Here is a 25,915-nt window from a genome sequence, read left to right as displayed (position 1 = left end):
GGGAAACGGGATTCAGGTTGCGGGCGTGGAATCCTGTCCTGCCGCCTGTCCGGGCGCCTTTCCGGCCAGGACGTGGTGCCGGCGGACAAACGGGAACTGGAACCTGGTTCGCCGCGGCAGCGCGTACACCAGGATGGCCACCACGGTAAAGACGATGGCCTTGTCCATGGGGTCGGAAATGAGGGCCTGCTTGGTAATGGCGGCCAGCAGGGTGTCGCCCATGGACCGGAAGGCGCTGACGATGGCCCCGGTCGCCACGCCTGAGGTGCCGCCGAAGACGAAGGCGGCCACCGGTGCTGAGACGACGCCGCCGATGATGCCGGTGGCGAAGCCGGCAACGGGTGCCAGGTAGAAACGGCGGAACAGGCCGTAGCGGGCAGCGAGGCCGGCGAGGCAGCCGATCAGCGCAGCGCCTGCGGCGAAGGGCAGGACCGTGGGATTGAAGAAGGACCACACGATGCTGCTGAGTGCACCGGTGGCCGCACCCGCGGCGGGACCGGCCAGGACGGCGATCAGGACCGTACCGATCGCGTCGAGGTAGAAGGGCACCAGCGTGCTGCCGACGAACTGGCCCAGCACGATGTTCAGGACCAGGGCCACTGGAATCAGCACGACGGTGGACGCCGGAAGGCTGGGCAGAACGGCCACGATCAGCAGGATGGCACCCACCAGGAAGCCGGAGAGGGCAATCAGCGCCGAGGCGCTGCCGGGTCCGCCGGTGATGTCCGCGGGCTGGTTGAGGACCAGGAAGATGTAGGTGCCGGCAATGGCCAGGGCACCGAGGATTTCCAGGAGCCGGCGCCGGCGGGCGGCAGCGGGCGCCGGGGACGGCAGCGTCAGGGAGGGCGATGACATGAAGGTTCCTTTGGGGTGCGGCACGGACGGCACGGAAAACCGGGCCGTACGGAACGCCGCCTATGTCACCTCGGCGGCAGGAGCCGGAATGAACCGGCAGACGGAAACAGTCTACCGGCGCTGCGGCGTGCCGGCAGGTGTCCTCCCTTAGACTGCCGGAAGGGGCACCGGCAGTTGGGCTGCCGGCCCGCCCGAAGAACATCGGCCCTCCCTGGCAGGGGGTCCTCCACTGAAAGTCGGCCGCATGCCCCACTACGAACTCGCCATCATTGGATCCGGATCAGGGAACTCGCTGATCACCCCGTACTGGGACGGCAAGCGGGTGGCACTGATCGACGGCGGCGTGTTTGGCGGAACGTGCCTGAACGTGGGCTGCATCCCCACCAAGATGTTCGTCTATCCTGCCGGGCTCGCCGCCGCACCCGCGGAGGCACGTCGGCTGGGCGTGGACCTGAGCCTGGACAAGGTGCACTGGAACGGCATCCGGGACCGGATCTTCGGCCGGATTGACGCCATCTCAGCATCGGGCCGCCGGTACCGGGCGGACGAGCTGGACAACGTTGACCTGTACGAGGAGCACGCGCGCTTCACTGGTCCGCGGTCCCTGCGGACGGACTCCGGGGTGGAGATCACGGCGGACCAGGTAGTGGTTGCCGCGGGTTCGCGGCCGGTGGTGCCGGACGTTGACGGCATGGGCCTGCCCCAGGTGCACACCTCGGACACGGTGATTCGGGTGGACGGGCTGCCCCGGCGGGTGGTGGTGGTTGGCGGGGGATACATCGCCGCAGAGTTCGCAAGCGTTTTTGCCGGCCTTGGCTCCGACGTGACGCAGGTGAACCGCTCCGAACGCCTGCTCCGCGGCCATGATGCAGACATCGCGGGGCGTTTCGCCGCCGCTGCGGCCGAGCGCTGGACGCTCAGGACCGGTTTCGCGATCCAGTCCGTGGAGGACAACGGCGATAGCAGCGTCACCGCCGTCTTCACGGGCCGCGGCGGCGAGCAGCTGCGGGTGACGGCGGACCTCGTGCTGATGGCCACCGGCCGGGTTCCCAACACCGACAGGCTGGGCGCCGAGGCTGCGGGCTTTGACCTGCGCGACGACGGAGTACTCGCCGTGGACTCCAGGCTTCAGGTCCTCTCCGGAGGCGAACCCCTGCCGGGCGTGTACGCACTGGGCGACGCCGCCAACCCGTATCAGCTCAAGCACGTGGCCAACCGGGAGGCCCGGGTGGTGGCCCATAATCTTGAGCACCCGGACAGGCTCCGCAGCATCGACTACACCGCAGTCCCGTCCGCCGTGTTCTCCAATCCGCAGATCGCTTCGGTGGGGCTGACGGAAGAGGAGGCACGGTCTGGAGCTGAGCCCGGATCCGAGGTTGTCACCGCCCTGCAGGAGTACGGCAGCACCGCGTACGGCTGGGCCATGGAGGACCAGGAGGGGGTGGTCAAGCTCGTTGCCGAGCGTTCGACGGGACGCCTGCTGGGTGCCCACATCCTGGGCCACGAAGCGTCCAACCTGATCCAGCCGCTGGTGCAGGCCATGTACCAGGGAACACCCGTCCATGTGCTGGCCCGCGGCCCGTATTGGATCCACCCGGCGCTGATGGAAGTGGTGGAGAACGCATTGCTGGCCCTGGACACCGACGTACCGGCGGACGCCCCGCTCTAGGAGTGAAGGCGGCCGTCAGCCCAACCGGGCGGCCAGGTTGCCGACGGCCGTGATGAGTTCCCGGAACGCCTGCTCCGGGTTGTTGGCCGAGACTATCCGGGCATTCGGTGCGCTCCCCCACAGTCCCCGGTAGTCCGCCACAGTTGTTCCCATCAGCAGCGGTGAGTCCGTCTCGACGTCGATGGTTGCCGGCCGCGCACTGTACTCGAGGGTGCCGGCGGCAACCCCTGCGGCAAAGAAATCGTGGACGTGCGCCATGTAGCCCTGGTCGTACAGCCTGTGGAACTCGAAGTAGAACCGCAGCGCGTCCGAGAGGTGCCGGATGACGCGGTTGTCAGAGGTGCTCCGCCGGCCCTCGGGCTGGTCCGGGAGCACAAGCTCGGGAACGGAGGCACCGGCCGCCTCAGCAAGCTGCCGGACATGGCCAGGCCGCATCTCCATCCGCTCGGTGGTGTCCAGCGAACAGACCACCGGCAGTTTCGCGGCGGGCCTGCCGCGGTAGGCGGCGTACACCTCCTTGGCGGCGTGCGGATCCACGTGGGTGTTCCACTCGGCGGTGGGCGTGGTGTTCCCCTGGTGATAGAAACTTCCGCCCATGATCACGACGCCGGCCAGCAGCTCGGGCAGGTCCGGCTCCTTGCGGAGGGCCAGGGCGAAGTTGGTCAAGGGGGCAGTGATGAGCGCGGTGAGTTCGCCCGGCCGGGCGCGGGCATGGTCGATCCAGAGGTCGACGGCGTTCCGCGCCGAGACCTGCCCGTCCGGTTCGGGCAGGACGGCGTAGCCGATCCCCTGCGGACCGTGCGTTTCCGGGGTGGTGACCAACGGGATGGACAGCGGTACCCGTGCCCCGATCGCCACCTCAACGCCAGGGCGTCCGCACAGTTCCAGCAGCGCCAGGGTATTCCGTGCCACCTGGTCCGCGTCCACGTTTCCGGGGGTTGCCGTGACGGACACGAATTCCGTGTCCGGCAGGGCGGCCAGGTAGGCAAGGGCCAGGGCGTCGTCAATGCCGGTGTCGACGTCCAGCAGGAATGCGGTCATGGTTGCGGGTCCGGTACGTGGTTCGGTCGTTGGGGTTCAGCTGCAGGCTTGGCTGGTGCCGGTTTTCGGGCGCCTAGAAGAGGGCTATCTTGGGCACGGCCGGGAAGATGCTGTCCAGTTCCGCGAGGTCGTCCGCCGACGGCTGCCAGTGGGCAGCGGCCGCGTTCTGCCGGACCTGCTCCGGTTTCGTGGCGCCGGCGATGACGCTGGCCACGGACGGCTGGGCGGCGAGCCAGGAGAAGGCAACCTCCACTTCGCCCAGGCCGCGTTCCTTGGCGAACAGGCTGAACCTGCCCAACTGGTCCCAGTCGGCGTCGTCCACCATGTTGGTGCGTGTGTGGCTGAGCCGTGAACCGTCCGGCGCGTGGCCCGGCGCGTACTTGCCGGTCAGCAGGCCGTTGGCCAGCGGGAAGTACGGCAGGACGCCCAGGCCGAATTCCTCAGCCGCGGGAGTGACCTCCAGTTCCGCCCGGCGGTCCAGGAGGTTGTAGTGGTTCTGGGTGGAGATGAAGCGGGCCCCGCCGAGTTCGCGCGCCACGTACTCGGCCTGGGCAATCTGCCAGCCGGCGCGGTTGGAGTGGCCGATGTACCTGACCTTCCCGCTGCGGACAAGGTCGTCCAGCGCGGACAGGGTTTCGTCGATGGGCGTCTGCGGATCCGGCGTGTGGAACTGGTAGAGGTCGATCCAGTCGGTGCCGAGGCGCCGCAGGGACGCTTCGACGGACTGGACGATGTACCGGCGGGAACCGCGTGCGCCGAAGTCCGGACCGTTGACGCCCTTGGCGTCCATTCCGAACTTCGTGGCCACCACAACGTCGTCCCGGCGGCTGCCGAGCGCCTTGCCCAGCATCGTTTCGCTGAGTCCGGGCTCGCGGCCGTAGTTGTCCGCCACGTCGAACAGAGTGATGCCGGCATCAAGGGCCGCGGAAACGACGGCGTCGGTGCCTTCCTGGGATTCGGTGACGGTGTTGGCGCGCCCCAGGTTATTGCATCCGAGGCCAACCGTGGAGACGGTCAGGCCTGATTTTCCGACACGGCGGTACGTTGTCACAGGGAACTCCTAGAGGCTGAAGCTGTTGGCGGGTTTGGCGGAGTGCTTGAGCTTGAAGTTTTCCGGGTCAGCGAAGGGGGCAGCACCGATGCTGAGCTTGGTGAAGTCGAGGTCCTCGTTGCGGGCGCATACCTTGATGGCGGCGACGGCCTTGTTCACGTCCGGGCAGAGGCAAAAGATGTTGAGCTTGAAGTCGCTGAACCCGCTGCGGTCCACGGTGCCCAGGCCCCGCCAGGCGAGGTGGCTGATGAGGGCGTCGGACGCCTTCTGGGCAAGGTGGTGGTCGCGGGCGGTGCCTTCACGGGTCTTCAGGGCGAACTGGGCCACCACCCAGAACTGGTCTCCGGCGGGGATCTCGGCGTAGCCATCCTCGGTGCACTGTGCGGCGAAGGCATCCATCAGCCCTTCTGCGGCGGCAGCATCCGGTACGTCTGTCTCCTGGGTCTTGCTCTGGTGCCCCACGGCACCGAAATTCATGACGAACTGGCCGTACTCTTCGTCGTACCAGGCCTCCCGGAAGTGGAGGGCGCCTTCGTCGTCGCGTTTGTAGACCCGCATGTTGTCGCTCATATTCGTCCCTTGGTAAACCAGCCGACGTCCGTGCCGTCGAACGGTGCCTCTTGCGCCTTAACGGCCTGGAAAAGTTCTGCCGCGGAAGCCTCGAGGGACTCCGCCAGTGCTGCGGGGTAGTTCATGGCGGCGCGGTGGTCCTCGAACTCGTCCTCGTCGTCGATGAAGACGCCGCGGCCCGCTGTGCTCACCACGTCCAGGTCCATATCAATGACGTGGAATTCGGTAACGTGCGGCCGGATGGGGTTCCACTCATGGGCCACGGCGAGATCGATGTAGATCCGGACGCCACCGGGATGGGCATCATCGTAGAAGGTGGCTACCCAGTCGCCGTCGCGCGGGACCAGGAGGACGGCGTCGGACCTGGTGTAGAACGCAGCGCCGGGCCGGGAACAGAACTCGTTGGTGCCCTGGAAAATCCACCAGCCGTGCCTGTCCTCGCCGAGGTAGCGGCCGGGCACCACCCAGTGTGCCTTGCCATTCCACTTGCGGTTGCGGGCCACTACCAACTGGCCGGGTTCGAGTCCCTGCGGTGTCCTGGTTGCCCCGGGGTGGCCGGTTTCGTGCTGGTCTCCCAGCATGCCGGGATACGCAGGCCCGCCTCGGTCCTCCATCCTTTCTTCTCCCCTCACAGGATGGGAAGGCTGCCGGTGGTGGGGTGTTGCTGCCCCGGCAATGGACGCGCGAAGGGGACCTTTGTCCCCAAAACCTGCGCAACGACGTCGTGCGTAATCTGTTGGGCAGTGAGGCCAACGCGCTCCAGAACCTCGCTGCGGGTGCCGTGGTCAAGGAACTCAACCGGAAGGCCCACTTCGTTCAGGGCTGTGTCCACGCCTGCCGCCCGCATCTCCTGCCGGATCCGCGATCCCACTCCGCCGGCGCGGACGCCGTCCTCGATGCAGATCACCAGGCGGTGGTGCGAGGCCAGGGCAATGATGGAACTGCGGACCGGAAGCACCCAGCGGGGGTCCACCACGGTGGTGCTGATTCCCTGCGCGCCCAGCCGGTTCGCCACGTCGAGGGCGAGCTCGGACATGGCTCCGACGCTGACGATGAGGACATCGTTGGCTGTGGAGCCCGCGGGCCGGCGTGCCAGCACGTCCACGCCGTCGCTGAGGCGTTCCAGCGCTTCGATTTCTGCGCCGACCGATCCCTTGGAGAAGCGGACCACGGTGGGTGCGTCATTGATGGCCACGGCTTCGCGCAGCTCCTCGCGGAGGCGTGACGCGTCGCGGGGCGCTGCGAGGTGGAGGCCGGGGACAATCTGCACCATGGACATGTCCCACATGCCGTGGTGGCTGGCGCCGTCAGGGCCGGTGACGCCTGCCCGGTCCAGGACGATGGTGACGCCGGCCTTGTGCAGGGCCACGTCCATGAGCAGCTGGTCGAAGGCGCGGTTGAGGAAGGTGGCGTAGACGGCCACCACGGGGTGCAGTCCGCCGAAGGCCATGCCGGCTGCGGACGTCAGGGCATGTTGTTCTGCGATTCCGACGTCGATCACCCGGTCCGGGTGCTTGGCGGCGAACTTGTGCAGGCCCACGGGGATGAGCATGGCGCCGGTGATGCCCACGACGTCCTTGCGCTCGTCGGCGATGGCGGCGATTTCGTCGGCGAAGACCGACGTCCAGGATTTCGCGCCCGCAGTACCGGTGGGTTCGCCGGTTTCCGGATCGATGATGCCGACGGCGTGGAACTGGTCTGCCTCATGGGCGCGGGCGGGCGCGTAGCCGTGGCCCTTTTCGGTCATGGCGTGGACGATCACCGGGCCGTGGTAGTTCCGTGCGGTGGCGAGGGCGTGCTCCAGGGCCTGGAGGTTGTGCCCGTCCACGGGGCCGATGTACTTCATGCCGAGGTCCTCGAACATGCCCTGCGGGGCCCACCAGTCCTTGACGCCCTTCTTCATGGCGTGGAGGCTCTTGTAGGTGAACTGGCCCGCCGGGCCGCCGTTCTGGAGCTTCTTCTTCCACCAGTCCAGCGCCTTCTCATAGGCGGGTGCTGCACGGAAGGAGTCGATGGTGGGGCGCAGGGACGCCAGGTAATCGGCGAAACCACCCACTGTGGGTGCGTAGGAGCGGCCGTTGTCGTTGACGACGATGACTACGCGCCGCTTCTTGTCGGCTGCGATGTTGTTGATGGCCTCCCAGGCCATCCCGCCGGTCAGCGCGCCATCCCCCACGACGGCGACGACGTGGCGGTCGCCTTCGCCGGTGAGCTGCCGGGCGCGGGAGATTCCGTCGGCCCAGGACAGTGACGAGGACGCGTGCGAGCTTTCCACGATGTCGTGTTCCGACTCGGCCCGCGACGGGTAGCCGGAGAGGCCCCCCTGCTGGCGGAGGGTGCTGAAATCCTGCCGGCCGGTCAGCAGCTTGTGGACATAGGACTGGTGGCCGGTGTCGAAGACGATGCTGTCACGCGGAGAGTCAAAGGTGCGGTGCACGGCCAGCGTGAGTTCCACGACGCCGAGGTTGGGTCCGAGGTGGCCGCCCGTCTGGGAAACGTTGGTAATCAGGAATTCCCTGATCTCCGAGGCCAGCTGTTCCAGCTGCTGTTCGGATAAATCGTTCAGGTCCTGCGGATTCCGGATGGTGTCCAAGATTCCCAATGACCCCTCCTTCGGGTGGTAGACGTGCCGTTTAACTCTAACGCCTTGGTTCCTGGACAAGGCTCAGCCGGACGGCCGAAGCCCCGGCTGGTCGGTGACCGGCCGGGGCTTCGGAGAGTTCTGCCTGCTGGCAGGCTCCGCTAGTTCGCGGAGATCTGGCGCAGCACGTACTGCAGGATGCCGCCGTTGCGGTAGTAGTCCGCTTCACCCGGCGTATCAATGCGGAGGACGGCGTCGAAGGTCTTCGAGGAGCCGTCTTCGGCCGTGGCGGTGACCTTGAGGGTCTTCGGCGTGGTGCCTTCGTTGAGGGCGGTGACGCCCTCAACCGCGAAGGTTTCCGTGCCGGTCAGGCCCAGGCTGGCGGCGTTCTGGCCGGCCGGGTACTGCAGCGGCAGGACGCCCATGCCGATCAGGTTGGAGCGGTGGATGCGCTCGTAGCTCTCCGCGACGACAGCCTTGACACCCAGCAGTGCGGTGCCCTTGGCGGCCCAGTCACGGGACGAGCCCGAGCCGTACTCCTTGCCGGCCAGGACAACCAGCGGGGTGCCGGCGGCCTGGTAGTTCTGCGCGGCGTCGTAGACGTAGGCCTGGGGGCCATCGGCCTGCGTGAAGTCGCGGGTGAAGCCGCCCTCAACGCCGTCGAGGAGCTGGTTCTTGATCCGGATGTTGGCGAAGGTGCCGCGGATCATCACCTCGTGGTTGCCACGGCGTGAGCCGTAGGAGTTGAAGTCCTTGCGCTCCACACCGTTGGCCAGCAGGTACTGGCCGGCAGGGGTGTCGGACTTGAAGGAACCGGCCGGGGAGATGTGGTCCGTGGTCACGGAATCGCCGAGCTTAAGCAGCACGCGCGCTCCGGTGATGTCCTTCACGGGCTCCGGCTCGGCCTGCATGCCCTCGAAGTACGGGGGCTTCCGGACGTAGGTGGACTTCTCATCCCAGGCGAAGGTGTCGCCGGCCGGGGTGTCGAGTGCCTTCCAGCGGTCGTCGCCTTCGAAGACGCCCTCGTAGCCGCGGGCGAACATGCCCTTGTCGATCGAGGAGTCGATGACCTGCTGGACCTCGACCGGGTTCGGCCAGATGTCCTTCAGGAAAACGTCGTTGCCGGCCTCGTCCTGGCCCAGCGCGTCGTTCTCGAAGTCGAAGTCCATGGTGCCAGCCAAGGCGTACGCGATGACCAGCGGCGGGGAGGCCAGGTAGTTCATCTTGACGTCCGGGTTGATGCGGCCTTCGAAGTTGCGGTTGCCCGAGAGGACCGCGGTGACGGAAAGGTCGTTGGCCTGGATGGCCTCGGAGATTTCGGCGTCGAGCGGGCCGGAGTTACCGATGCAGGTGGCGCAGCCGTAGCCGACGATGTAGAAGCCGAGCTTCTCCAGGTACGGGGTCAGGCCCGACTTGTTGTAGTAGTCGGTGACGACCTTGGAGCCGGGGGCCACGGAGGTCTTGACCCACGGCTTGGAGGTCAGGCCCTTGTCCACGGCGTTGCGGGCCAGCAGGGCTGCGGCCAGCATCACGGACGGGTTGGACGTGTTGGTGCAGGAGGTGATCGAGGCGATCGATACCGCACCGTGGTCCAGCTCGAACTCGCGGCCGTCCGCGGTTTTCACGGCCACCGTCTTGGACGGGCGGCCGTTCGACTTCGGGCCGTGCGCGTGCGGGGCCTGGTCCGTGAGGTGGGTGCCGGAGGCGGTGAAGGACGGTGCGTCCGACGCCGGGAAGCTCTCGTCGATCGCTTCGTCCAGGCTGCCGTCGGCGAGGTCTTCCTTCACGTAGTTGCGCAGGTCCTCACGGAACTGGGCCTTCGACTCGGTGAGGATGATGCGGTCCTGCGGGCGCTTCGGGCCGGAGATGGACGGGACAACCGTCGACAGGTCCAGCTCGAGGTACTCGGAGAACTTGATCTCGCGTGATGCGTCGTGCCAGAGGCCCTGCTCCTTGGCGTAGGCCTCCACCAGGGCGACGTTCTGGTCCTCCCGGCCGGTGAGGCGCAGGTAGTCCAGGGTGACGTCGTCGATGGGGAACATGGCGGCCGTGGAGCCGAACTCCGGGCTCATGTTGCCGATGGTGGCGCGGTTGGCCAGCGGCACGGCTGCAACGCCTTCGCCGTAGAACTCCACGAACTTGCCCACAACACCGTGCTTGCGAAGCATTTCGGTGATGGTCAGCACAACGTCGGTGGCGGTGGCGCCGGCCGGGATGCTGCCGCTGAGCTTGAAGCCGACAACGCGCGGGATGAGCATGGAGACGGGCTGGCCGAGCATGGCAGCCTCGGCCTCGATGCCGCCGACGCCCCAGCCGAGCACGCCCAGGCCGTTGACCATGGTGGTGTGGGAGTCGGTGCCGACGCAGGTGTCCGGGTAGGCACGCAGGACTGTGCCGTTTTCGGTGTTCACCGAACGGGTCATGACCGTGCGCGCCAGGTACTCGATGTTGACCTGGTGCACGATGCCGGTTCCCGGGGGGACAACCTTGAAGTCGTCAAACGCGGTCTGGCCCCAGCGCAGGAATTGGTAGCGCTCACCATTGCGCTGGTATTCGATCTCCATGTTGCGCTCCAGCGCGCCGGAGTTGCCGAAGGCGTCGATCTGCACCGAGTGGTCGATGACCATTTCGGCCGGTGCCAGCGGGTTGACCCGCTTGGGGTCGCCACCAAGTTCCTTGACGGCTTCACGCATCGTCGCCAGGTCCACCACGCAGGGGACGCCGGTGAAGTCCTGCATGATCACGCGTGCCGGCGTGAACTGGATTTCTGTATCGGGTTCCGCGTTGGGATCCCAGCCTGCCAGGGCGCGGACGTGATCGGCAGTGATGTTCGCGCCGTCCTCGGTCCTCAGCAGGTTTTCAAGCAATACCTTGAGGCTGAACGGAAGGTTTTCTGCACCTTCAACGGAGTTCAACCGGAAAATTTCATATTCGGTTCCGGCTACATTAAGTTTGCCTTTTGAACCGAAGCTGTCCACAGTGCTCATCGCAGGACTCCTCTCGCAACAGTTTCATCTTTGTCGCGCGGTTGACCGCCTGCTAGTTAGGTGGCCCTAATTAGCTCAGGACCCGAAAATGGCACACAGCCGCCCGCGAATACGGGGCGCGACGTGGGACTACTACGGCCATCGTAGTCGAAAACGCCGTGGCCATCATGGATGCTGCCGTCACGAACGGGGCGTCAGCAGCGCCACCGTCTCCAAGTGGTGGGTATGCGGATAGATGTCGAAGGCCCGCAGGTTGGCGAGCTCCCAGCCCGCGTCCCGGAAGTAGGACACGTCACGGGCGAACGACGCCGGATCGCAGGATACGTAGGCAATGGCCCGCGGGTGCGCATCCACGAGTTGCCGCGCCACTGCCTTGCCTGCACCGGCGCGCGGCGGGTCGAGGACCAGGGCGTCGAAATTCCGCGGTTTCTGGCGGAGGACACGCTCCACCCGGCCCTGGACAATTTCCACCTGCGGGGCAGCGTGGAGGTTCTTGCGGGCATCCCTGCTGGTTCCCGGTGCGCCCTCGACGGACAGGACAGCGCCGGTCTCCCCCACGGCGTCGGCCAGCACCGCGGTGAACAGTCCGGCGCCGGCATAAAGGTCCGCAACCACCGCACCGTGGTGCAGGAACCCGCCCCCGTGCAGGAAATCTGTGACAGCCCCCACAAGTGTCCCGGGCGCGTCGCGGTGGATCTGCCAGAACCCGGCGCCCGTGACCCGGTAGTCGTGTCCGGCCGCGGATTCCTGTACCCACGAACGGCCCCGCAACCGGGTCACCTCCCCCGATTCGGGGTCAAACCCGGCCGCCGACACGTCATCGGGCAGGGCCGCGGCAACGGCAGCCAGTCGTTTGGGTTTGGTTCCCTCGGCCGGAGCCAGCAGCACCAGCGGGCGGGAACCGTTGGCGGGGGCCGCGACTTCCACCCGTTCGATTCCCTGCAGGTCGATGTTCCACAGCTGCAGGGCATTGATGGCGTCTGTGGCGAGCGGCATCTCCCGAACCGGGAGGACCTGCGTGGAGCGGTGCGCGTGCATGCCAAGCTTCCCCGAGGGCGTCACCGAGAAACTGGCGCGCGTGCGCCACCCCAGGCCCGTTCCGCCGTCGGCCGCTTCCCCCACGGCCTCAACGGCGCCGCTCCAGCCGGCCGGCGACTGCCCCGTCCCGCCCAGCCGCCTGAGCTGTTCGTCCAGCACCTCGGCTTTGAGCCGCAGCTGCCGGTCCAGGCTGATGTGGCCGAACTCCGCACCACCCACCGGAGGATGTCCGTGCCCCCAGGCCCGGGTGGAATCCGCTGCATGCCAAAAGTGGTCCACGCGATCCGGGGAGGCGTCCAGTACGTCGACGACGTCGGCGCGCCAGAACTTCGCGTTGTCTCCGGCGTCGGTGAGCCGCACCCGTACCTTTTCCCCGGGAATGCCGTGGCGGACAAAGATGACGCGGCCTTCATGGCGGGCTACGCAGTGGCCGCCGTGGGCAACGGGCCCCACCTCGACGACAAGCTCCTCCCCCGCATGTGCATCTGTTGTGCTGTTGGCGGCGGCGGTGGTAGTTCTGGGGGTCATTGCACGTCCTGGAGGTTCTTGGCTTCTTCGGATGATTTGAGCTGCCATGGCACGCTGGCCACCATGACTCCGGGTTCGAAGTGGAGCCTGGTCTTGATGCGCAGGGCCGTCTGGTTGTGCACCAGCTGCTCCCACCACTTGCCCACCACGTATTCGGGGATGTAGACCACCACCAGGTCGCGCGGAGAGTCGAGTCGCATCTGTTTGATGTATTCCATGATGGGCGTGACGGTTTCGCGGTACGGGCTCGCCAGCACTGTCAGGGGAACGGGGATGTCCAGTTTCTCCCAGTCATTGACGGTGTGCGCGGTTTCGGCGGCGTCGATGTCGACGGTGATGGCGTCCAGCCGGGACGGGCGCGACGCGCGGGCGTAGGCCAGGGCGCGGAGCACCGGCTTGCGCACGTGGGACACCAGGAGGACGGCGTGGACGCGGGTGGGCAGCGCGCGGGGAGACGAGTCCTCGTCCACGGCCAGTTCCTTGGCCACGTTGTCGTAGTGGGCCCGGATGCTCCACATGATGAGGAACAGGATGAACATGGCGAGCAGCGCAATCCAGGCACCCTGTTCGAACTTGGTGATGAGCACGATCACCAGGACCAGCGCAGTCATGCCGAAGCCGATGGTGTTGATGGTGCGGGACTTCATCATCCTGCGCCGCACGGCCTTGTCCTTGGCGAGCTTCAGCTCCCGGCCCCAGTGCCGGATCATGCCGAGCTGGCTGGCCGTGAAGGAGATGAAGACGCCAACGATGTAGAGCTGGATGAGCTTGGTGACATCGGCGTTGAACGCGATGATCAGCACCAGGGCTCCAGCAGCCAGGGCCAGGACGCCGTTGCTGAAGGCCAGCCGGTCACCCCTGGTGCGGAGTTGGCGCGGCAAGTATCCGTCCTGGGCGAGGATGGACCCCAGCACCGGAAACCCGTTGAAGGCGGTATTGGAGGCGAACACCAGGATGACGCCGGTGGCGGCCACCACGATGTAGAACGGAATTGAGCCCGGGCCGAAGATGGTCTGTGCGATCTGGCTGATGGCCGGGTTCTGTATGTAGTCCTCGGGCAACGGGCTGCCGTTGAGCAGGAACTCCTTGGCCGGGTCCAGGACAATGTGGACCTTTGTTGCCTGGGCCAGAAACATGATCCCTGCCAGCATCGAGGCGCCGATAACGCCCAGCAGAAGCAGCGTGGTGGCGGCATTCTTGCTCTTGGGCGGACGGAAGTTGGGCACGCCATTGCTGATCGCTTCGACGCCGGTGAGGGCCGCCGCTCCCGAGGAGAAGGCACGCAGCAGGAGGAAGGCGCCGGCAAGTCCCACAAGGCCCTCGTCGAAGCCTGCCGCAGGGACGATCGTGAAGGCTGCGGAGGGGGCCTCGCCCAGCTGTCCGGTGGCCACCTGGTAGACGCCCACCGCCGTCATGCCAAAGATCGAGGCCATGAAGATGTACGTGGGGACGGCGAAAACGCTGCCGGCCTCCTTGATGCCCCGCAGATTTACCAGGGCCAGGATGATTACGCCGATGGTGGCGATGGTGGCCTGCTGCCCGTGGAGCGAGGGCACCGCCGTCGTCAAATATGCCGCGGCCGAGGACATGGATACGGCCACGGTGAGGACGTAGTCCACCAGGAGTGCTGAGGCGACAGTGAGCCCGGCGTACTTACCCAGATTCTCGTTGGCGATCTCGTAATCGCCACCACCGGACGGGTAGGCATGGACATTTTGCCGGTAGGACGCCACCACGGTCAGCAGGACCACCATGACGGCCAGGCCAACCCACGGCGAAAAGGCCACGGCACTGACACCGGCCAGGGCCAAGGTGAGCAGGATCTCGTCCGGCGCGTACGCGACGGAGGACAGTGCATCAGACGCGAAGATCGGAAGGGCGATCTTCTTCGGAAGCAGGGTATGGGCCATCCTGTCATTCCGGAACGGCCTGCCCACCAGAACGCGCTTAACCGCGTTGAATATTGTCAGCACTCCACAAAGCTAGTCTGATTCCCGGATGATGTCATGACGGCAGCCAGGCGGCAGGAAGCAAGGGCGCTGCCGGTAGAGTTCTAGCTGCAGAAGCTGGACCGGAATACAGAGGAGATACGGTGGCGCATTTCGTGATCATGGGATGTGGCCGGGTGGGGGCGACACTGGCGCACACACTCGAAGATGCCGGGCACTCAGTGGCCATCATCGACCAGGACGACCGCGCGTTCCGCCGGCTCCGGCAGGGATTCACGGGGCGGAAGGTCACCGGCGTCGGTTTCGACCGGGAAACGCTCAAACAGGCCGGAGTAGCAGAGGCCTACGCCTTCGCAGCTGTATCAAGCGGCGACAACTCGAACATCCTGGCCACCCGGGTGGCCCGCGAGACCTTCCATGTGCCGCATGTGGTGGCCAGGATCTACGATCCCGGCCGCGCCGAAATCTACCAGCGCCTGGGCATCCCCACCGTGGCGGCCGTCCGCTGGAGCGCCGACCAGGTGCTCCGCCGGATCCTTCCGGAGCAGCATCTTGCCGGCGACTACCGCGAACCTTCCGGACGCCTGGTGCTGGCGGAACTGGACCTGGACGCCGGGTGGGTGGGCCACAGGATCAGCGCCATCGAGAAGGCTGCCGGCGTTCGCGTGGCGTTCCTCACCCGGTTCGGAGAAGGCCTGCTGCCGGATGCCGGCACGGCCTACCAGGACGGCGACACCGTCCACGCCATGCTCCAGGTGGACCGCACGTCCCACGTCGCCCAGGTACTGGCCAAGGCCCCCGCTAAGGAGTTGCAGTGAAAGTCGTGATCGTTGGCGCGGGCAGCGTCGGATCGTCCATTGCCAGGGAATTGCTGTCCCACAAGCACGAGATCCTCCTGATCGACCTCAAGCCGGAGGTCATCGGCCGCAGCGGCCTTCGGGGCGCGCACTGGCTGGTGGGTGACGCCTGTGAGCTGAGCACGCTCCAAGGGGCGAAGGTTGAGGAAGCCGACGTGGTGGTGTCCGCCACGGGCGATGACAAGGTCAACCTGGTGGTCTCGTTGCTGGCGAAAACCGAGTTCGGCGTGGGCCGTACGGTGGGCCGCGTCAACAACCCCAAGAACGACTGGATGTTCAACGACTCCTGGGGCGTGGACGTTGCAGTCAACACCCCACAGCTGATGACAGCACTGGTGGAAGAGGCCGTGGAAATCGGCGACCTGGTCCGGCTCCTGACCCTCCAGACGGGCGTTGCCTCCCTGGTGGAATTCACGGTTCCGCACGACTCACATGTGATCGGCAGCACCGTGGGCGACATCGAATGGCCCGATGATTCCACCCTGGTGGCGATCCTGCGGGACCATGCACCCATCACACCCAGCCGGGATGACGTTATCGACGGTGGTGACGAACTGTTTTTCGTCACCACCATCGCGGCAGAGGATGAATTGCGTGCCCTCCTCTCCCGCGATGCTGCCGATACAGCGGCACAACCGGAGGAAGGGGAAACACCCGGCGGTCAAGTGCCTTCAAGCGCCGGCACAGCCTCTGTCGGCGGGGATCACGGCCACGCTGCGAGTGGCAGCGCCGGGCACGCCGATTCTGCTACTGGGAACGGCAGCGCCGCACCCCCTGATACTGAGCACTCCGGCACGACGCAGGATTCCCGGCAGGCGCGGCAGTCGTCCCTGGAGGACGACGGGTTCGACGGGTAGCCCGGCCGGCACCTGTGGCGTACCCGCCGGGGCCAGCGGCGGCCGGCCTGACCAAGTCCCGGGGCACAGGAACTCCCGGCGAGCCTAGCCCTTCGCGGGAGTTTCGCTGCCCGCTGCATCCGCGGCGGCAACGGGACGGGTGACCAGCCAGGCGATCCAGACGCCCAGGATGTACAGCGGGGCGCCCATGATCAGTCGCGTCGTCGCCAGGGCTGCGAGTCCTTCCGGTCCCATCAGGTAGAGCGGGACCTGCACCAGGAGCCGCAGTGCCAGGACTCCGACGATGATCCAGGTGCCCAGCTGGTAGGCACGGACACGCGCCGGATCCTTGCGCCAGTCCAGCCCTTCATTGCGGATAAAACCGAACAGCAGCCCCGCAACCGGCCATTTCACGAAGATCGAGATGACCATCGCAATGATGTACGCCGCGTTGGTGAAGAACCCGGGCAGGTAAAAATCCTCGGCCTTGCCTGTAGTGTTCGCAAGCCACGCGGAAATGCCGACCCCGACAACGCCGGCGAGTGCCTGGGTCAGCGGCCGCCGCTGCACGAGACGCACCACAGTGAACACCGCCGCGGAAGCCAGTGCAGCCACCAGTGACGGGGTGAGGTCCTGGGTCACCGTGAAGGCAATGAGGAAAACCAGCCCGGGCAGGATGCTCTCGGCGATGCCCTGGACCCCGCCCGCGCTCTTCAGGACGTCAACGCGCCCGTCGTGGGTCCTGTGCAGTCCAGCCTTGGCGGCGTAGTCGGCGGCCAAGCCTGCCATTGGCGAGGACTCCCCGCCGTCCCGTGGGCCGTCGTCCCGGGTGTCGTCGGCCGGGGAGTTGCCGGCCTGGTCCCTGGTGGACCGAGACTGACCGGCCTGCGCGCCGTTAGCTCCGGAGTTGCCAGTGGTGTCAGGGTGGGCCGCGCCGGGCGACGGGTCTGGCTGGTGCGCGGTCATTCGTTCTCCTGATGGGAAAGTATTTCGTAGCGCGGGTTGAAGATGGTGGGCATCCCCTCGCTCCTGGACAGCATGCCTTCGATCTTGAGTTCGGTCCCGGCTTCAATGCCGGGAACGCGGCGCCGGCCCAGCCACACGACCCGGAGGCGCGCCCTTCCCGCGCCGGCCCGGCCGGATCCCGGACGGAGGGCGCCGGAGTCGGAGACGATAGCGCTGAAAGCCGCCGTCCGGTCGGCCGGAACATAGGTGACGGACTCGATGCGGCCCTGGCACAGGACGCGCCCCTTGTCCGGCAGTTGGTCCAGGGGAACCGGAGCCCTGCCGTGCGACGCCGGTGATCCCCCAGCCATGGCTTCAGCCAATCTGGGTGATTTCGGGACCGCGTTCCGGCTCCTGGAGGGTAGGAGCGCCCGGAGGCGGCGTGGTGGTTGCATCCTTGGGGAGGCGCAGCTGGAGGAGGTCGCGTGGGGGCATGGGGCTGTCCCCGCGGACCACCACCACCTTCCGGAACAGTGCTTCGAGCGGTTCGGCCGCGTCACGTTCAAGCGCAGCAGGCCCGCCGAGCACGCCGCGGAGGAACCAGCGGGGTCCGTCGACGCCGATGAAGCGCGCCACGCGGAATCCCTGGCTGCCGTCGGGGAGCCCGGCAGGAAGCTTGGCCACGAGTTCTGTTCCGAAGGGGCCTTCGATGTCCTCCACCTGGCCGCCCTGGGCACCGACCGACTGGCCGATCTGGGTGCGGATTTCTTCCCAAAGCTCTTCGGTCTTGGGTGCGGCAAAGGCCTGCAGCTGCAGGCTGGATCCGTTGAGGTCCAGGGTGACTGCCACGACCCGCTGGGTGGCTTCCTCAACCTCGAGGCGGAGCTGGAGGCCCTCGCTGGGGGTGATCAGCAGGGCGCCGAGATCCACATAACCGTCGCGGCTGCTGATTTCAGACTCATCCAAGGGGCCGTTGGCGCGCTGGTCGACTGCCTCCGCTTCGCCGTCTGCGGGCGCGTCGTCAGCGAGCAACCCGTCCGGTGCGTCCGGTTGCTCCGTCTTGGCTTTCCTGCCGAACCCAAAGGCCATGAGGATGTTTCTCCTTTAGTGTGAATGTTCCGGCCGGCCCTGGAAGGTACCGTCGCCGTACTGCGTTGCCCGTGGCACCAACTGCCACGGCCCGAATCAGGCTCCGGGCTGATTGAACCCGCCTGTGGAGCCAAAGCCCCCGGTGCCGCGCACGGACCCGCTCAATTCCGTGACTGGAACGAACTGTGCATACTCGACGCGCTGGATGACCATCTGGGCAATTCTATCGCCGCGCCGCAGCTCGATGGCCTGGCTCACATCAGTGTTCAGGAGAGTGACCGAAATCTCGCCGCGGTACCCGGCGTCGACCGTTCCCGGGGCGTTCACGATGGTGAGGCCGTGCTTGGTGGCGAGGCCGGAACGGGGGTGGATCAGGGCGACGAATCCCTCGGGAAGGGCAATGGCCACGCCGGTGGGGACGAGCCGACGCTCACCGGGCTGCAGGGTAACGTCCTGCCGCGCGCGGAGGTCCGCGCCGGCGTCGCCGGGATGGGCGTAGGAGGGCGCTTCCAGGTCTGGATCCAGCATCTTCAGCTGGACCCGCAGGGTGGGAGCGGAAGCCGGTAGTTCCGGCGCTTCGTCGAAAACGGCATTTGCTGTGGCGGGTTGATCAGTCACAGTCACTCACTCTAACCCGCGCCTCAGGATCAGACCTAGGGTGGGCCCTGAAGGGCGAAGGCCCGTGCCCGGGGCGGACGGCACGTGCGGATTGCCCGCCAAGATGAAATAGCCCGGCAAAGGTGGAAAGCTTGGCCTATGCCCGAAAAAAGCTCCCCTGCCCCCACGCCCAGCCCGTCTAAAGGGTCTTCGGCCACTTATAGGGAGAAGCTCTGGCCCAACGTGTGGATCTGGATCATCGCAGCCGGGATCTCGGCAGCCGGCATCCTGGTGTTTGCACCGATCAGCATGTTCGCCGGCATTACTGCGGCAGTGGTCCTTTTCGTCATCATTGCGGTACTCCTCATCGTGTCGACACCCACCCTCCTGGTCACCGGGGAAACCTTCACCGTCGGCCGCGCCACCATCGAACGCAAGTTCGTCGGCTCTGTCGAACCCTTCAGCGGCGGGGAAGCAACGGCGGAGCGGGGCACCAGGCTCAACGGCCTGGCCTACCTCTGCATCCGCGGGTGGATCGACCCCGTAGTAAAGGTGGAGATCACCGATCCTGCCGACAAGACGCCCTATTGGCTGACCTCGACGCGGCACCCCGAAGAGCTCGCGGCGGCCCTCACCCGCCACTGATACGTCAGTGACGCCCGTGCGGACCAGGGAACGGAACGACTGACAACGCCGGGGCCGTCGCTCTCGGATAGAAACGCGGTGGCATCGCCGGAAAGGCCGGAATATCGCGGCGCGCCCTGCCCCTTGAGGCAAATAACGCCCACCGGGTGGCAGAGTTTCGATTGATAGTGATGCTAGGGTGGAGGATTTTGGATGCAGGATCTACGGCTTGTAGGCGTGCACGACGACGGGACTCACCTCCTGTTGAGCGGGGCCGGCGGCGAGATGTTCCGGCTGCCGATCGATGAAGCGCTCCGGACAGCGGGCCGGTCGGCTCCAAAGCCGACGCCGGAAAGGCCCGCCATTCCGATGTCCCCCCGGGACATCCAGGCGCGGATCCGTGCCGGCGCTACGGCCGCCGACGTCGCTGAACTCTCCGGCCTGCCACTTGCAAAAGTTGAGCGCTACGAAGGCCCGGTCCTTGCCGAACGTGAATACATCGCGCAGCAGGCCCGCAAGGTCGAAGTAGCCACGCCCTCCCCCGGCCACGACGTATACAGGTCCGCTTTCGGCGACAACCCCGCCACCCTGGACGAGATGGTGTCGCACCGGTTGACCGCCCACGGCATTGATCCCTCAGCAGTTGAATGGGATTCCTGGCGCAGGCAGGACGGAACCTGGACCGTCACTGCAAGCTTCCAAGCAAAGACTGACGGCACTGCTGGTATCGGCGAGGAACCGCCGGCCACGTGGACTTTCAACCCCGTCCGGAAGGCACTGCAGAACACCAACCGCTGGGCCCAGCAGCTCAGTGAACTGGAGCCTCTGGATGGACCAGTTCCGGCCCGCCGCCTGTCGGCAGTCTCGGACCGGCCGTTCGACTTCGAAACCGACGCCGATGCGGTGCGGACTGGCCCGCAGAGCGTCGTTGCAGGGCCCGGCAAGGAAGCTGATGGGCTGCTGGACATGCTTCGTTCCCGCCGCGGCCAGCGGCTGGGCGTCGACGAGGACTCGGATGATGCCCTTGCCATGCTCCTGACCCATGGGGTACCGGCGGCTCACCCGCGGCCGTCCGAGGTTGTCCCCGAGCCTGAGGCTGAGGCCGACGTCGAAGAATCTGACAACGGGCAACAGGACGACCAGCCGGATGCTCCCGCAGCAAAGGGCGATTCCTTCGTCCGCCGCCGTGATGCGAGGCCCTCCATGCTGTCGCGCCTGAGCCTGATCCCGCCTCACCGTGACGTCGAGGATGACGTCCTCAGATTGCACGACGGCGTCAGCACGGAAACGCGCGAGGTCACCATCGTCGCGTCCCCGCAGAACAGCGCATCCCCGCAGGACAGCCAGTCCGCTCCGGAACGCCCCGCTGACACGCCCTCCAACAACGCTCCCTCCGGGCGTGACGGCGGCACCAACGCTGGGTTGGACGAGTTGCTGGGCGACGGCCAGCGCCGCTTCGCGTCGAGGAACGACGAGAACCAGTCCGGCGTGAAGGGGCAGTCGCCGGAAGCTGAGGCGCCCGAGCGTCAGCCTTCCCGCCCCAAGCGGTCCAGCGTCCCTTCCTGGGACGAGATTGTTTTCGGCACCCGCAGCGAATAGCGGTACATGGCAGCACCTCCGGCTTTCGCCCGGGACTTTGGATATACAGCTACAAAGACCAGTTCTGCGCCGTGCAGGGTCCCTACGGGACTAGCGGCTGCTTGGCGTGCAGCAACCAGTCTGTCCGGTTTCCCCATGGATCGGCGGGCAGTATGAAGGGTGTCGCGTAGAAGGCGTCCCACAGCGGATCGTCCGGGGAGAGATCGCCGGGTTCTATGGAGTCCTCTCCGAGGAGTTCTCCGTCGACTGACTCGTCGTCCGGTGGGTCGGCGAGCAGGTGTACCGGAAAGATTGCAACGCCGGCAAGTATCTGCTCCTCCAACGGCCACTGAGCTTCTGCTGATCCGCTGGCAGTGGTTCCCTCCGGCAGTTCCCCGGGACGCGTTTCCTCAACCGGCTCCTGCGCTCTGGTTATTGTTTCGGCCACGTCAGTCCCGCCTGTCAAGATAACGTCGCTGCCCGCCGGCAGATCTCCGATGACGCCAGGCACTCTGGCCACGACAGACTCCCCGGCCGCGCCGAAGTCCCCAGTCGCCGCAGAGTCTCTGGCCACCGCAAAGTCTCCAGCCTCGCGGTCGTCTACCGTCCCGCGCGGCTCTCGGGCCCCGCCAACGTCGCCGCCCGGCGTTAAGTCTCCGGCCGCGGCAATGTCTCCGGCAGCAACGTTGTCTCCGGTCAGGACTGGGTCCTGTTTGGGTTCGGGGAGCCGGGGTGGCCAGTGTGGTGGTTGGGGGTCGGGGTGTTGGGCTGGGTAGTGGCGGCCTGTGGGGGATTTCCAGCCGGGTGGTTCGGTTTCGGTGGCCACGGTGGGGGTCCAGCCGCTGTGGTGTTTGAGCCGGTGGTGTTTCGGGCAGAGTTGTGCCAGGTTGCTGACTCCTGTTGTGCCGTGGTGTTGCCAGGCGGTGAGGTGGTCGGTGTCGTTGTCTGTGCTGGGGTTGGTGCAGCCGGGGAAGGTGCAGTGTCCGTCGCGCATCCTGATCCAGCGTTTCATCGCTTCGGTGAGGCGGTAGCTGGTCCGGCCGATCTCGAGGGGCGCCCCGTCGCGGGGGTCGACGAGGACCCGGTAGAACGAGGTTGCCCCGTCGGCGACGAGTTTCCGGGCCATGGCTGCCGGGATGGGGCCGTACCCGTCCAGGACTGCCGGTTCGTCCGTGTGTCCCAGCAGGGTGAAGATCGGGACGGTGACCAGGACGGTGGCTTTCGGGGCGGGGATTGTGCGGAGGTCAACGGCGTAGGGGCCGGTGCCAGTGCTGGTGCCAGTGCTGGTGCTGGTGCCAGTGCTGGTGCTGGCCTCACCGGCCCCCGGAGCCCCGTGGACGCCAGCCACACCACGGGCTTGTTGGCCATCGACGGATCGGCCTGTCGCAGCGGTTCCGGTGTGGGCGCCGAGCAGGAGCGCCGCGGCGGTGTCGGGCCGGAGCTGGGTGAGGGTGCGGGTCTCGCCGGGGCCTTGGAGGCCGCGGGCGGTTGCTGTGGTCTTGTTCCAGATGGCGCAGGCGGTGTCCGCGGGCAGGATCAGGGTAATCGATGCCATCCCGTCGGCGTCGGGGCGGTATTCCATTCGCCGCTCCGCCACACACCTGGCATGCCGTTCCTGGACTGAAACGGGGTAGGTGCGTTCGCGCCAGGTCCTGACTTTCCGGCGGAACAGGTGCGGCACGAGGTCACCGGGCGCGGACCCGCGGGCAGGGTTGGGGGCGTCCGGGTCGAAGAAATGCGCCACCAACGCCTCAGCACCTTCGGGGGCGAGGCAGTCGGTTTCGTCGGCCACGATCACAGCGTGCCGCCACGACATCAACCCAGAAGTCAGCGCACCCGCTACCGGTGGCATCGCGCAGACTTTCCGGGACTGGCTGATGAACGCTGCCGCGGCGCCCGGGCTGAGCGTCAGGACCCCGGCGACCTCCGCCGTCGTGGACATCTCCACAAAAGCCTTCTCGGTGTCCGTGGCATCCGGCGGCGTCATCGCCTCCTGGAACTCCGCGAAATCAGCGGCGTCCCGGGCTTTGCCCGCAGCTACCTGGGCCTCCAACTGCTTCCAGAACGTTAGCCGCTGCAACCGAAGCTCAGACTTCCGCCCCAACACATCAACTGCCTCACCGGCCACGACGTCAGGGTCAGCCCGATCCAGGTCCACGTCCTCAAGAAACAGCGCGTCAAGGCCGGCGACAGAGGCCCGAAGACCCTCCATCAATCCTGCCTCCTCGGCCGGAGCAGCCGCCGAGTTTCCCATAAAGGCATCATCGCGCGAGGGTCTGACATTGGTGCCGGAACGTGCAGCACCTCGGACGGACCTCAGTCGAGGCGCTCCCGATTCCGAGTCCGGGAACGCCACACGAAGTAGCTAGGCCCCGGTTCCCGCGGCCGGTCCCCCGGATCCGTGCCAGAGGCATGCGTCAACGTCGAAAGGCAGGAGCTGGTCCTGCTCAGCCATCAGGTTGGCCCCATGGGCGGTGACACGGCGCATGAAGTGCCGCCTGCAGAGGGTCTCGTACCCCACCACCGGGACGTGGCCGGCGGCAGCAACGGCTCCGTCCACTGCCATGTCCACGTCGCCCACCACCACCTGGGCACCCTCGGTGACCATGACGCCGTCGACCGTCCTGGCATTGTGTGTGGCGCGGCGCCCGCACCAGCACAAAGCCTCAACCTGCAGGACCTGGACGCGGTCAGCGAGCTCGATCAGCCGCTGCGAGCCCGGAAACAGCCTGGTCCGGAAGTCAGCAGTGATCCCGAACGCGAAAACATCCACATCGATCTCGTCCACCACTTTGGCGAGCTGCTCCACCTGCTCGGGCGTGTAGAACTGCGCTTCGTCGCAGATAAGGTAGTCGACGCGCTGGCCGTGGGTCCGACGGCGCATGACTTCCTCCCAGAAGTCCGTGCCGTCCACCACCTCGACGGCGTCGGTTTCGAGGCCCAGTCGGCTGGAGATCCGTGATTCGCCGGCACGGTCGTTTCGGCTGAACCGTACCCCGCCGCGGCCACGGACCCGGTGGTTGTGGTCCATCTGCAGCGCGAGGGTGGACTTGCCGCAGTCCATCGTGCCGGAGAAAAAGACGAGTTCAGCCACGGCGGCGGCCACCCCTGCCGCCGCCGGCGGTGAGGCAAAGCAGGGGAACTTCGCGCTCCGCCTTGGTCAGCGACCCGTGCTGGCCCACCACTTCCATGGCGGTGGGGCGGCTGCGCCGGGTGTCGTAGAGCGCCAGGGAATCCCGGGCGGCGATCATCACGTCGCCAATCCTGCCTTCGACGGCGGGCCGCACCGCACCGAAGAGCCCGGCGGCCACAGCCTCATCCCGGGTGAAAGCCCAGACCTTGCTGCCGAAGCGGTTACGCCATGCGGTGAGCAGCCGGTCCCGGCCGGCTGCTCCGGCGGCCTCCTCGAGGTAGAGGTGGACCATGCGGGGTTCGCCGGCGGTGTGCCGTACGCCTTCCACCAGTGCGGGCTCGGCGGAGTAGTCGATCCGGTGCGGTTCCGGCACGTCCAGCATTCCGTGGTCAGCGGTGAGGAGAATGGTTGTCCCGGCCGGAAGCGAGGTGCTAAGCCGCTTGACGGTGGCGTCGAGTTCCTCGAGCTGGTGTTCCCACTGCTGGGACTGGCAGCCGTAGCGGTGCCCGGCTTTGTCCAGTTCGTTCAGGTAGAAGTACATCAGCGAGGGCCCGCTGCCGGACATGGCGTCCGCTGCGGACGCGGTGCGCGCATGGGACGTGGTGCCGGAGATGAACCGCCCACCGCGCAGGGCTGCGCGGGTCATGGGCGAATCCGCGAACTGGGGCAGGCTGATGGTGGTGACGTCGGCATGTTCGGCCACCCGTTCGAGCACCGTGGGGTGCGGCTGCCAGGCGTTGGGGTCCACTCCCGGGTCCCAGTTCCCCAGCAGGTTGACCACCTTGTCCTGCTGCGGGTCCAGTACGTCGTAGCCCACCATGCCGTGCTGGCCCGGCGGCAGGCCGGTGCCAAGGCTGGACAGGGCTGCGGCGGTGGTGGAGGGAAACGCGGAATCGAGCCAGACGGGCACCTCGCCTTGCCCCGCCTGGATAACCGAGCGGAGGAACGGGGTGTGGGCGGACTTCTGCTTGAGCAGGTTCCGGCCCAGGCCGTCCGCCACCACGACGCAGACCCGCTGCGACGGCGGCAACTTCAGCGTGTTCTGAAACCCGCCGATTCCGAGGCTGGCGGCGGCGCTGGTCAGCACCTCGGCGACGGAACGGAGTCCGTAGGCCGGTGCCGTGGGAAGGTCCGACGCCGGTCCGGACAGTGCGGCGGCAGCTAAAGGGGCGGCCGGGGGTACTTGGGGGCGCTCGTCGGGCATCAGCGCTGCTGGTGGCCGCGGCTGAGGCGCGTGCCGAACACGCCGGCGCGGGGCCGGGGCGGCAGTGACTGCACGTGGGGTACGGGCGAGGTGGACCCGGTGTTGACGGCCCGCAGGGCGCGGGCAAAGAGCTTCGCGTCCTGGACTGCCTGCAGCCCGTCGGCCTCCGCGCTGATCCGCAGGACGATGTCCTCCTGCGCAATCGTGCCGGTGTAGCCGTGGTCTGCTTCGCATTGGGGATCGCCGCAGCTGGCAGGACCCATGTCCAGGCGCTGGCCACCTGACCAGGCGATGGACAGTGTCAGTTCCCGCACGGGATCGGAGGTCTTGTAGTTCTGCGGCTGGGCGTACATGTAGCTAAGGACCACCGAACGGATCTGGGCCACGGGAACAGACTCCGTGGAGATCTGGGCAACGATCTGCTCGCCTGCTTCATCCAGCTGCTGGTCGTCCACGTGGGTGATGACCAGCATGTCCGCCGTGAGGACCAGCACCGTGATGTGGCGGCGGACCTCAGCACGGTCGAAGTGGGTTTCCAGGTGCACCAGGTGCGCCACGCAATCGCGGCCGTCCAGGGCGTCGTCCACCACGTCCGCCACGAGGCGGGGATAGAAACCGGCCTTCTGGAGGGCACCTTCCAGGCTTTGGCCCTGGGAACTGTGGCTGTGTGAGCTGTGCTGGCGGATGGCCTGGTTTTCGTTGCCGGGCGTTTCAGGCGCCGAGGCGGGAGGCTGGGAGCTCATTCCCCCATTTTCACAGATGCGCCGCTCACTTTGCCAACCG

The 25,915-nt window shown here is 66.8% G+C and carries 21 protein-coding genes and 1 pseudogene; 5 read left to right on the top strand and 17 right to left on the bottom strand.

The genetic code is table 11. From position 1 onward, the window contains the following. Positions 1-12: 12 nt before the first annotated feature. Entirely contained in the window at positions 13-855 is an 843-nt protein-coding gene (locus tag ACP3TD_RS09015) for an ECF transporter S component (protein ID WP_426766899.1), read from the bottom strand. Between the two features lie 244 nt (positions 856-1,099). Here ACP3TD_RS09015 and ACP3TD_RS09010 point away from each other — a divergent pair, with 244 nt between their 5' ends. After that, complete coding sequence (locus tag ACP3TD_RS09010; RefSeq protein WP_426766898.1) at positions 1,100-2,524, top strand: mycothione reductase; 1,425 nt, start codon at positions 1,100-1,102, stop codon at positions 2,522-2,524. 15 nt (positions 2,525-2,539) lie between these two features. Here the strand turns inward: ACP3TD_RS09010 and ACP3TD_RS09005 are convergent, their stop codons facing one another. The 8 genes from ACP3TD_RS09005 to ACP3TD_RS08970 form a co-directional block, all read right to left on the bottom strand. Then, positions 2,540-3,565, bottom strand: coding sequence for a nucleoside hydrolase (locus ACP3TD_RS09005; protein ID WP_426766897.1), 1,026 nt, complete (start codon positions 3,563-3,565; stop codon positions 2,540-2,542). A 73-nt stretch (positions 3,566-3,638) separates the two neighbouring features. Then, positions 3,639-4,616: an aldo/keto reductase gene (locus tag ACP3TD_RS09000; protein WP_426766895.1), complete on the bottom strand. Its 978-nt coding sequence runs from the start codon at positions 4,614-4,616 to the stop codon at positions 3,639-3,641. Positions 4,617-4,625: 9 nt separating this feature from the next. Beyond that, positions 4,626-5,186 carry a hypothetical protein gene (locus ACP3TD_RS08995; protein WP_426766893.1) on the bottom strand — a complete coding sequence of 187 codons (561 nt, stop codon included), beginning with the start codon at positions 5,184-5,186 and terminating at the stop codon, positions 4,626-4,628. Beyond that, on the bottom strand, positions 5,183-5,767 hold the full coding sequence (locus ACP3TD_RS08990) for a DUF402 domain-containing protein (RefSeq protein ID WP_426767177.1): 585 nt from the start codon (positions 5,765-5,767) through the stop codon (positions 5,183-5,185). Before ACP3TD_RS08990 ends, ACP3TD_RS08995 begins: the two co-directional genes overlap by 4 nt. A 47-nt stretch (positions 5,768-5,814) precedes the next feature. Further along, positions 5,815-7,788 (bottom strand): 1-deoxy-D-xylulose-5-phosphate synthase, encoded by a 1,974-nt coding sequence (dxs, locus tag ACP3TD_RS08985; protein ID WP_426766891.1) that lies wholly within the window; start codon positions 7,786-7,788, stop codon positions 5,815-5,817. Positions 7,789-7,928: 140 nt separating this feature from the next. Next, positions 7,929-10,754 carry an aconitate hydratase gene (locus ACP3TD_RS08980; protein WP_426766889.1) on the bottom strand — a complete coding sequence of 942 codons (2,826 nt, stop codon included), beginning with the start codon at positions 10,752-10,754 and terminating at the stop codon, positions 7,929-7,931. 180 nt (positions 10,755-10,934) lie between these two features. Further along, positions 10,935-12,320, bottom strand: coding sequence for a class I SAM-dependent RNA methyltransferase (locus ACP3TD_RS08975; RefSeq protein ID WP_426766887.1), 1,386 nt, complete (start codon positions 12,318-12,320; stop codon positions 10,935-10,937). Next, a complete protein-coding gene (locus ACP3TD_RS08970; protein WP_426766885.1) occupies positions 12,317-14,293 on the bottom strand; it encodes an APC family permease in 1,977 nt (658 codons plus the stop codon). The genes ACP3TD_RS08975 and ACP3TD_RS08970 overlap by 4 nt, the downstream gene beginning before the upstream one ends. A gap of 119 nt (positions 14,294-14,412) precedes the next feature. Here ACP3TD_RS08970 and ACP3TD_RS08965 point away from each other — a divergent pair, with 119 nt between their 5' ends. Together ACP3TD_RS08965 and ACP3TD_RS08960 are read left to right on the top strand one after the other, a co-directional pair. Further along, the gene (locus ACP3TD_RS08965) at positions 14,413-15,087 is read left to right on the top strand and encodes a potassium channel family protein (RefSeq protein ID WP_015936842.1); all 675 of its coding nucleotides are present in this window, start codon (positions 14,413-14,415) and stop codon (positions 15,085-15,087) included. Next, positions 15,084-15,776 (top strand): annotated as a pseudogene (locus ACP3TD_RS08960) (potassium channel family protein); the annotation flags it as partial. The gene ACP3TD_RS08965 and the pseudogene ACP3TD_RS08960, both read left to right, overlap by 4 nt. Positions 15,777-16,067: 291 nt before the next feature. On the opposite strand, the gene ACP3TD_RS08955 reads toward ACP3TD_RS08960, so the two are convergent. The 4 genes from ACP3TD_RS08955 to dut form a co-directional block, all read right to left on the bottom strand. After that, positions 16,068-16,928 (bottom strand): DUF3159 domain-containing protein, encoded by an 861-nt coding sequence (locus ACP3TD_RS08955; protein WP_426766883.1) that lies wholly within the window; start codon positions 16,926-16,928, stop codon positions 16,068-16,070. Then, positions 16,925-17,278 carry a hypothetical protein gene (locus ACP3TD_RS08950; protein WP_426766881.1) on the bottom strand — a complete coding sequence of 118 codons (354 nt, stop codon included), beginning with the start codon at positions 17,276-17,278 and terminating at the stop codon, positions 16,925-16,927. Before ACP3TD_RS08950 ends, ACP3TD_RS08955 begins: the two co-directional genes overlap by 4 nt. A gap of 4 nt (positions 17,279-17,282) precedes the next feature. Then, positions 17,283-17,996: a DUF3710 domain-containing protein gene (locus tag ACP3TD_RS08945; RefSeq protein WP_426766880.1), complete on the bottom strand. Its 714-nt coding sequence runs from the start codon at positions 17,994-17,996 to the stop codon at positions 17,283-17,285. Positions 17,997-18,092: 96 nt separating this feature from the next. Next, positions 18,093-18,614 (bottom strand): dUTP diphosphatase, encoded by a 522-nt coding sequence (dut, locus tag ACP3TD_RS08940; protein ID WP_426766878.1) that lies wholly within the window; start codon positions 18,612-18,614, stop codon positions 18,093-18,095. A 138-nt stretch (positions 18,615-18,752) separates the two neighbouring features. On the opposite strand from dut, the gene ACP3TD_RS08935 reads away from it, so the two are divergent. Both ACP3TD_RS08935 and sepH read left to right on the top strand, forming a co-directional pair. Next, positions 18,753-19,238, top strand: coding sequence for a DUF3093 domain-containing protein (locus ACP3TD_RS08935; RefSeq protein WP_426766876.1), 486 nt, complete (start codon positions 18,753-18,755; stop codon positions 19,236-19,238). 192 nt (positions 19,239-19,430) lie between these two features. Next, on the top strand, positions 19,431-20,816 hold the full coding sequence (gene sepH, locus ACP3TD_RS08930) for a septation protein SepH (RefSeq protein ID WP_426766874.1): 1,386 nt from the start codon (positions 19,431-19,433) through the stop codon (positions 20,814-20,816). Between the two features lie 82 nt (positions 20,817-20,898). On the opposite strand, the gene ACP3TD_RS08925 is transcribed toward sepH, so the two are convergent. The 4 genes from ACP3TD_RS08925 to ACP3TD_RS08910 form a co-directional block, all read right to left on the bottom strand. Next, positions 20,899-23,007, bottom strand: a complete 2,109-nt coding sequence (locus tag ACP3TD_RS08925) for a DUF222 domain-containing protein (RefSeq protein WP_426766872.1) — start codon at positions 23,005-23,007, stop codon at positions 20,899-20,901. Positions 23,008-23,160: 153 nt separating this feature from the next. Further along, entirely contained in the window at positions 23,161-23,889 is a 729-nt protein-coding gene (locus ACP3TD_RS08920) for a thymidine kinase (RefSeq protein ID WP_426766870.1), read from the bottom strand. After that, a complete protein-coding gene (locus tag ACP3TD_RS08915) occupies positions 23,882-25,132 on the bottom strand; it encodes an alkaline phosphatase family protein (protein ID WP_426766868.1) in 1,251 nt (416 codons plus the stop codon). Before ACP3TD_RS08915 ends, ACP3TD_RS08920 begins: the two co-directional genes overlap by 8 nt. Continuing rightward, positions 25,132-25,875, bottom strand: a complete 744-nt coding sequence (locus ACP3TD_RS08910; protein ID WP_426766866.1) for a DUF5998 family protein — start codon at positions 25,873-25,875, stop codon at positions 25,132-25,134. Before ACP3TD_RS08910 ends, ACP3TD_RS08915 begins: the two co-directional genes overlap by 1 nt. Between the last annotated feature and the right edge of the window lie 40 nt (positions 25,876-25,915).

Origin of the sequence: Pseudarthrobacter sp. 1G09, assembly GCF_050038305.1 — a bacterium.
Classification (GTDB): domain Bacteria; phylum Actinomycetota; class Actinomycetes; order Actinomycetales; family Micrococcaceae; genus Arthrobacter; species Arthrobacter equi.
This window is presented reverse-complemented; position numbering and strand designations above follow the sequence as displayed.

Bases quoted from the DNA above. Each gene is read 5' to 3' on its own strand.
- ACP3TD_RS08995 (WP_426766893.1), bottom strand. From the start codon at position 5,186: ATGAGCGACAACATGCGGGTCTACAAACGCGACGACGAAGGCGCCCTC.
- ACP3TD_RS08975 (WP_426766887.1), bottom strand. From the start codon at position 12,320: ATGACCCCCAGAACTACCACCGCCGCCGCCAACAGCACAACAGATGCA.
- ACP3TD_RS08945 (WP_426766880.1), bottom strand. From the start codon at position 17,996: ATGGCCTTTGGGTTCGGCAGGAAAGCCAAGACGGAGCAACCGGACGCA.
- ACP3TD_RS09015 (WP_426766899.1), bottom strand. From the start codon at position 855: ATGTCATCGCCCTCCCTGACGCTGCCGTCCCCGGCGCCCGCTGCCGCC.
- sepH (WP_426766874.1), top strand. From the start codon at position 19,431: ATGCAGGATCTACGGCTTGTAGGCGTGCACGACGACGGGACTCACCTC.
- ACP3TD_RS08935 (WP_426766876.1), top strand. From the start codon at position 18,753: ATGCCCGAAAAAAGCTCCCCTGCCCCCACGCCCAGCCCGTCTAAAGGG.
- ACP3TD_RS08915 (WP_426766868.1), bottom strand. From the start codon at position 25,132: ATGCCCGACGAGCGCCCCCAAGTACCCCCGGCCGCCCCTTTAGCTGCC.
- ACP3TD_RS09010 (WP_426766898.1), top strand. From the start codon at position 1,100: ATGCCCCACTACGAACTCGCCATCATTGGATCCGGATCAGGGAACTCG.
- ACP3TD_RS08955 (WP_426766883.1), bottom strand. From the start codon at position 16,928: ATGACCGCGCACCAGCCAGACCCGTCGCCCGGCGCGGCCCACCCTGAC.
- ACP3TD_RS08990 (WP_426767177.1), bottom strand. From the start codon at position 5,767: ATGCTGGGAGACCAGCACGAAACCGGCCACCCCGGGGCAACCAGGACA.
- ACP3TD_RS08950 (WP_426766881.1), bottom strand. From the start codon at position 17,278: ATGGCTGGGGGATCACCGGCGTCGCACGGCAGGGCTCCGGTTCCCCTG.
- ACP3TD_RS08910 (WP_426766866.1), bottom strand. From the start codon at position 25,875: ATGAGCTCCCAGCCTCCCGCCTCGGCGCCTGAAACGCCCGGCAACGAA.
- ACP3TD_RS09005 (WP_426766897.1), bottom strand. From the start codon at position 3,565: ATGACCGCATTCCTGCTGGACGTCGACACCGGCATTGACGACGCCCTG.
- ACP3TD_RS08980 (WP_426766889.1), bottom strand. From the start codon at position 10,754: ATGAGCACTGTGGACAGCTTCGGTTCAAAAGGCAAACTTAATGTAGCC.
- ACP3TD_RS08925 (WP_426766872.1), bottom strand. From the start codon at position 23,007: ATGGAGGGTCTTCGGGCCTCTGTCGCCGGCCTTGACGCGCTGTTTCTT.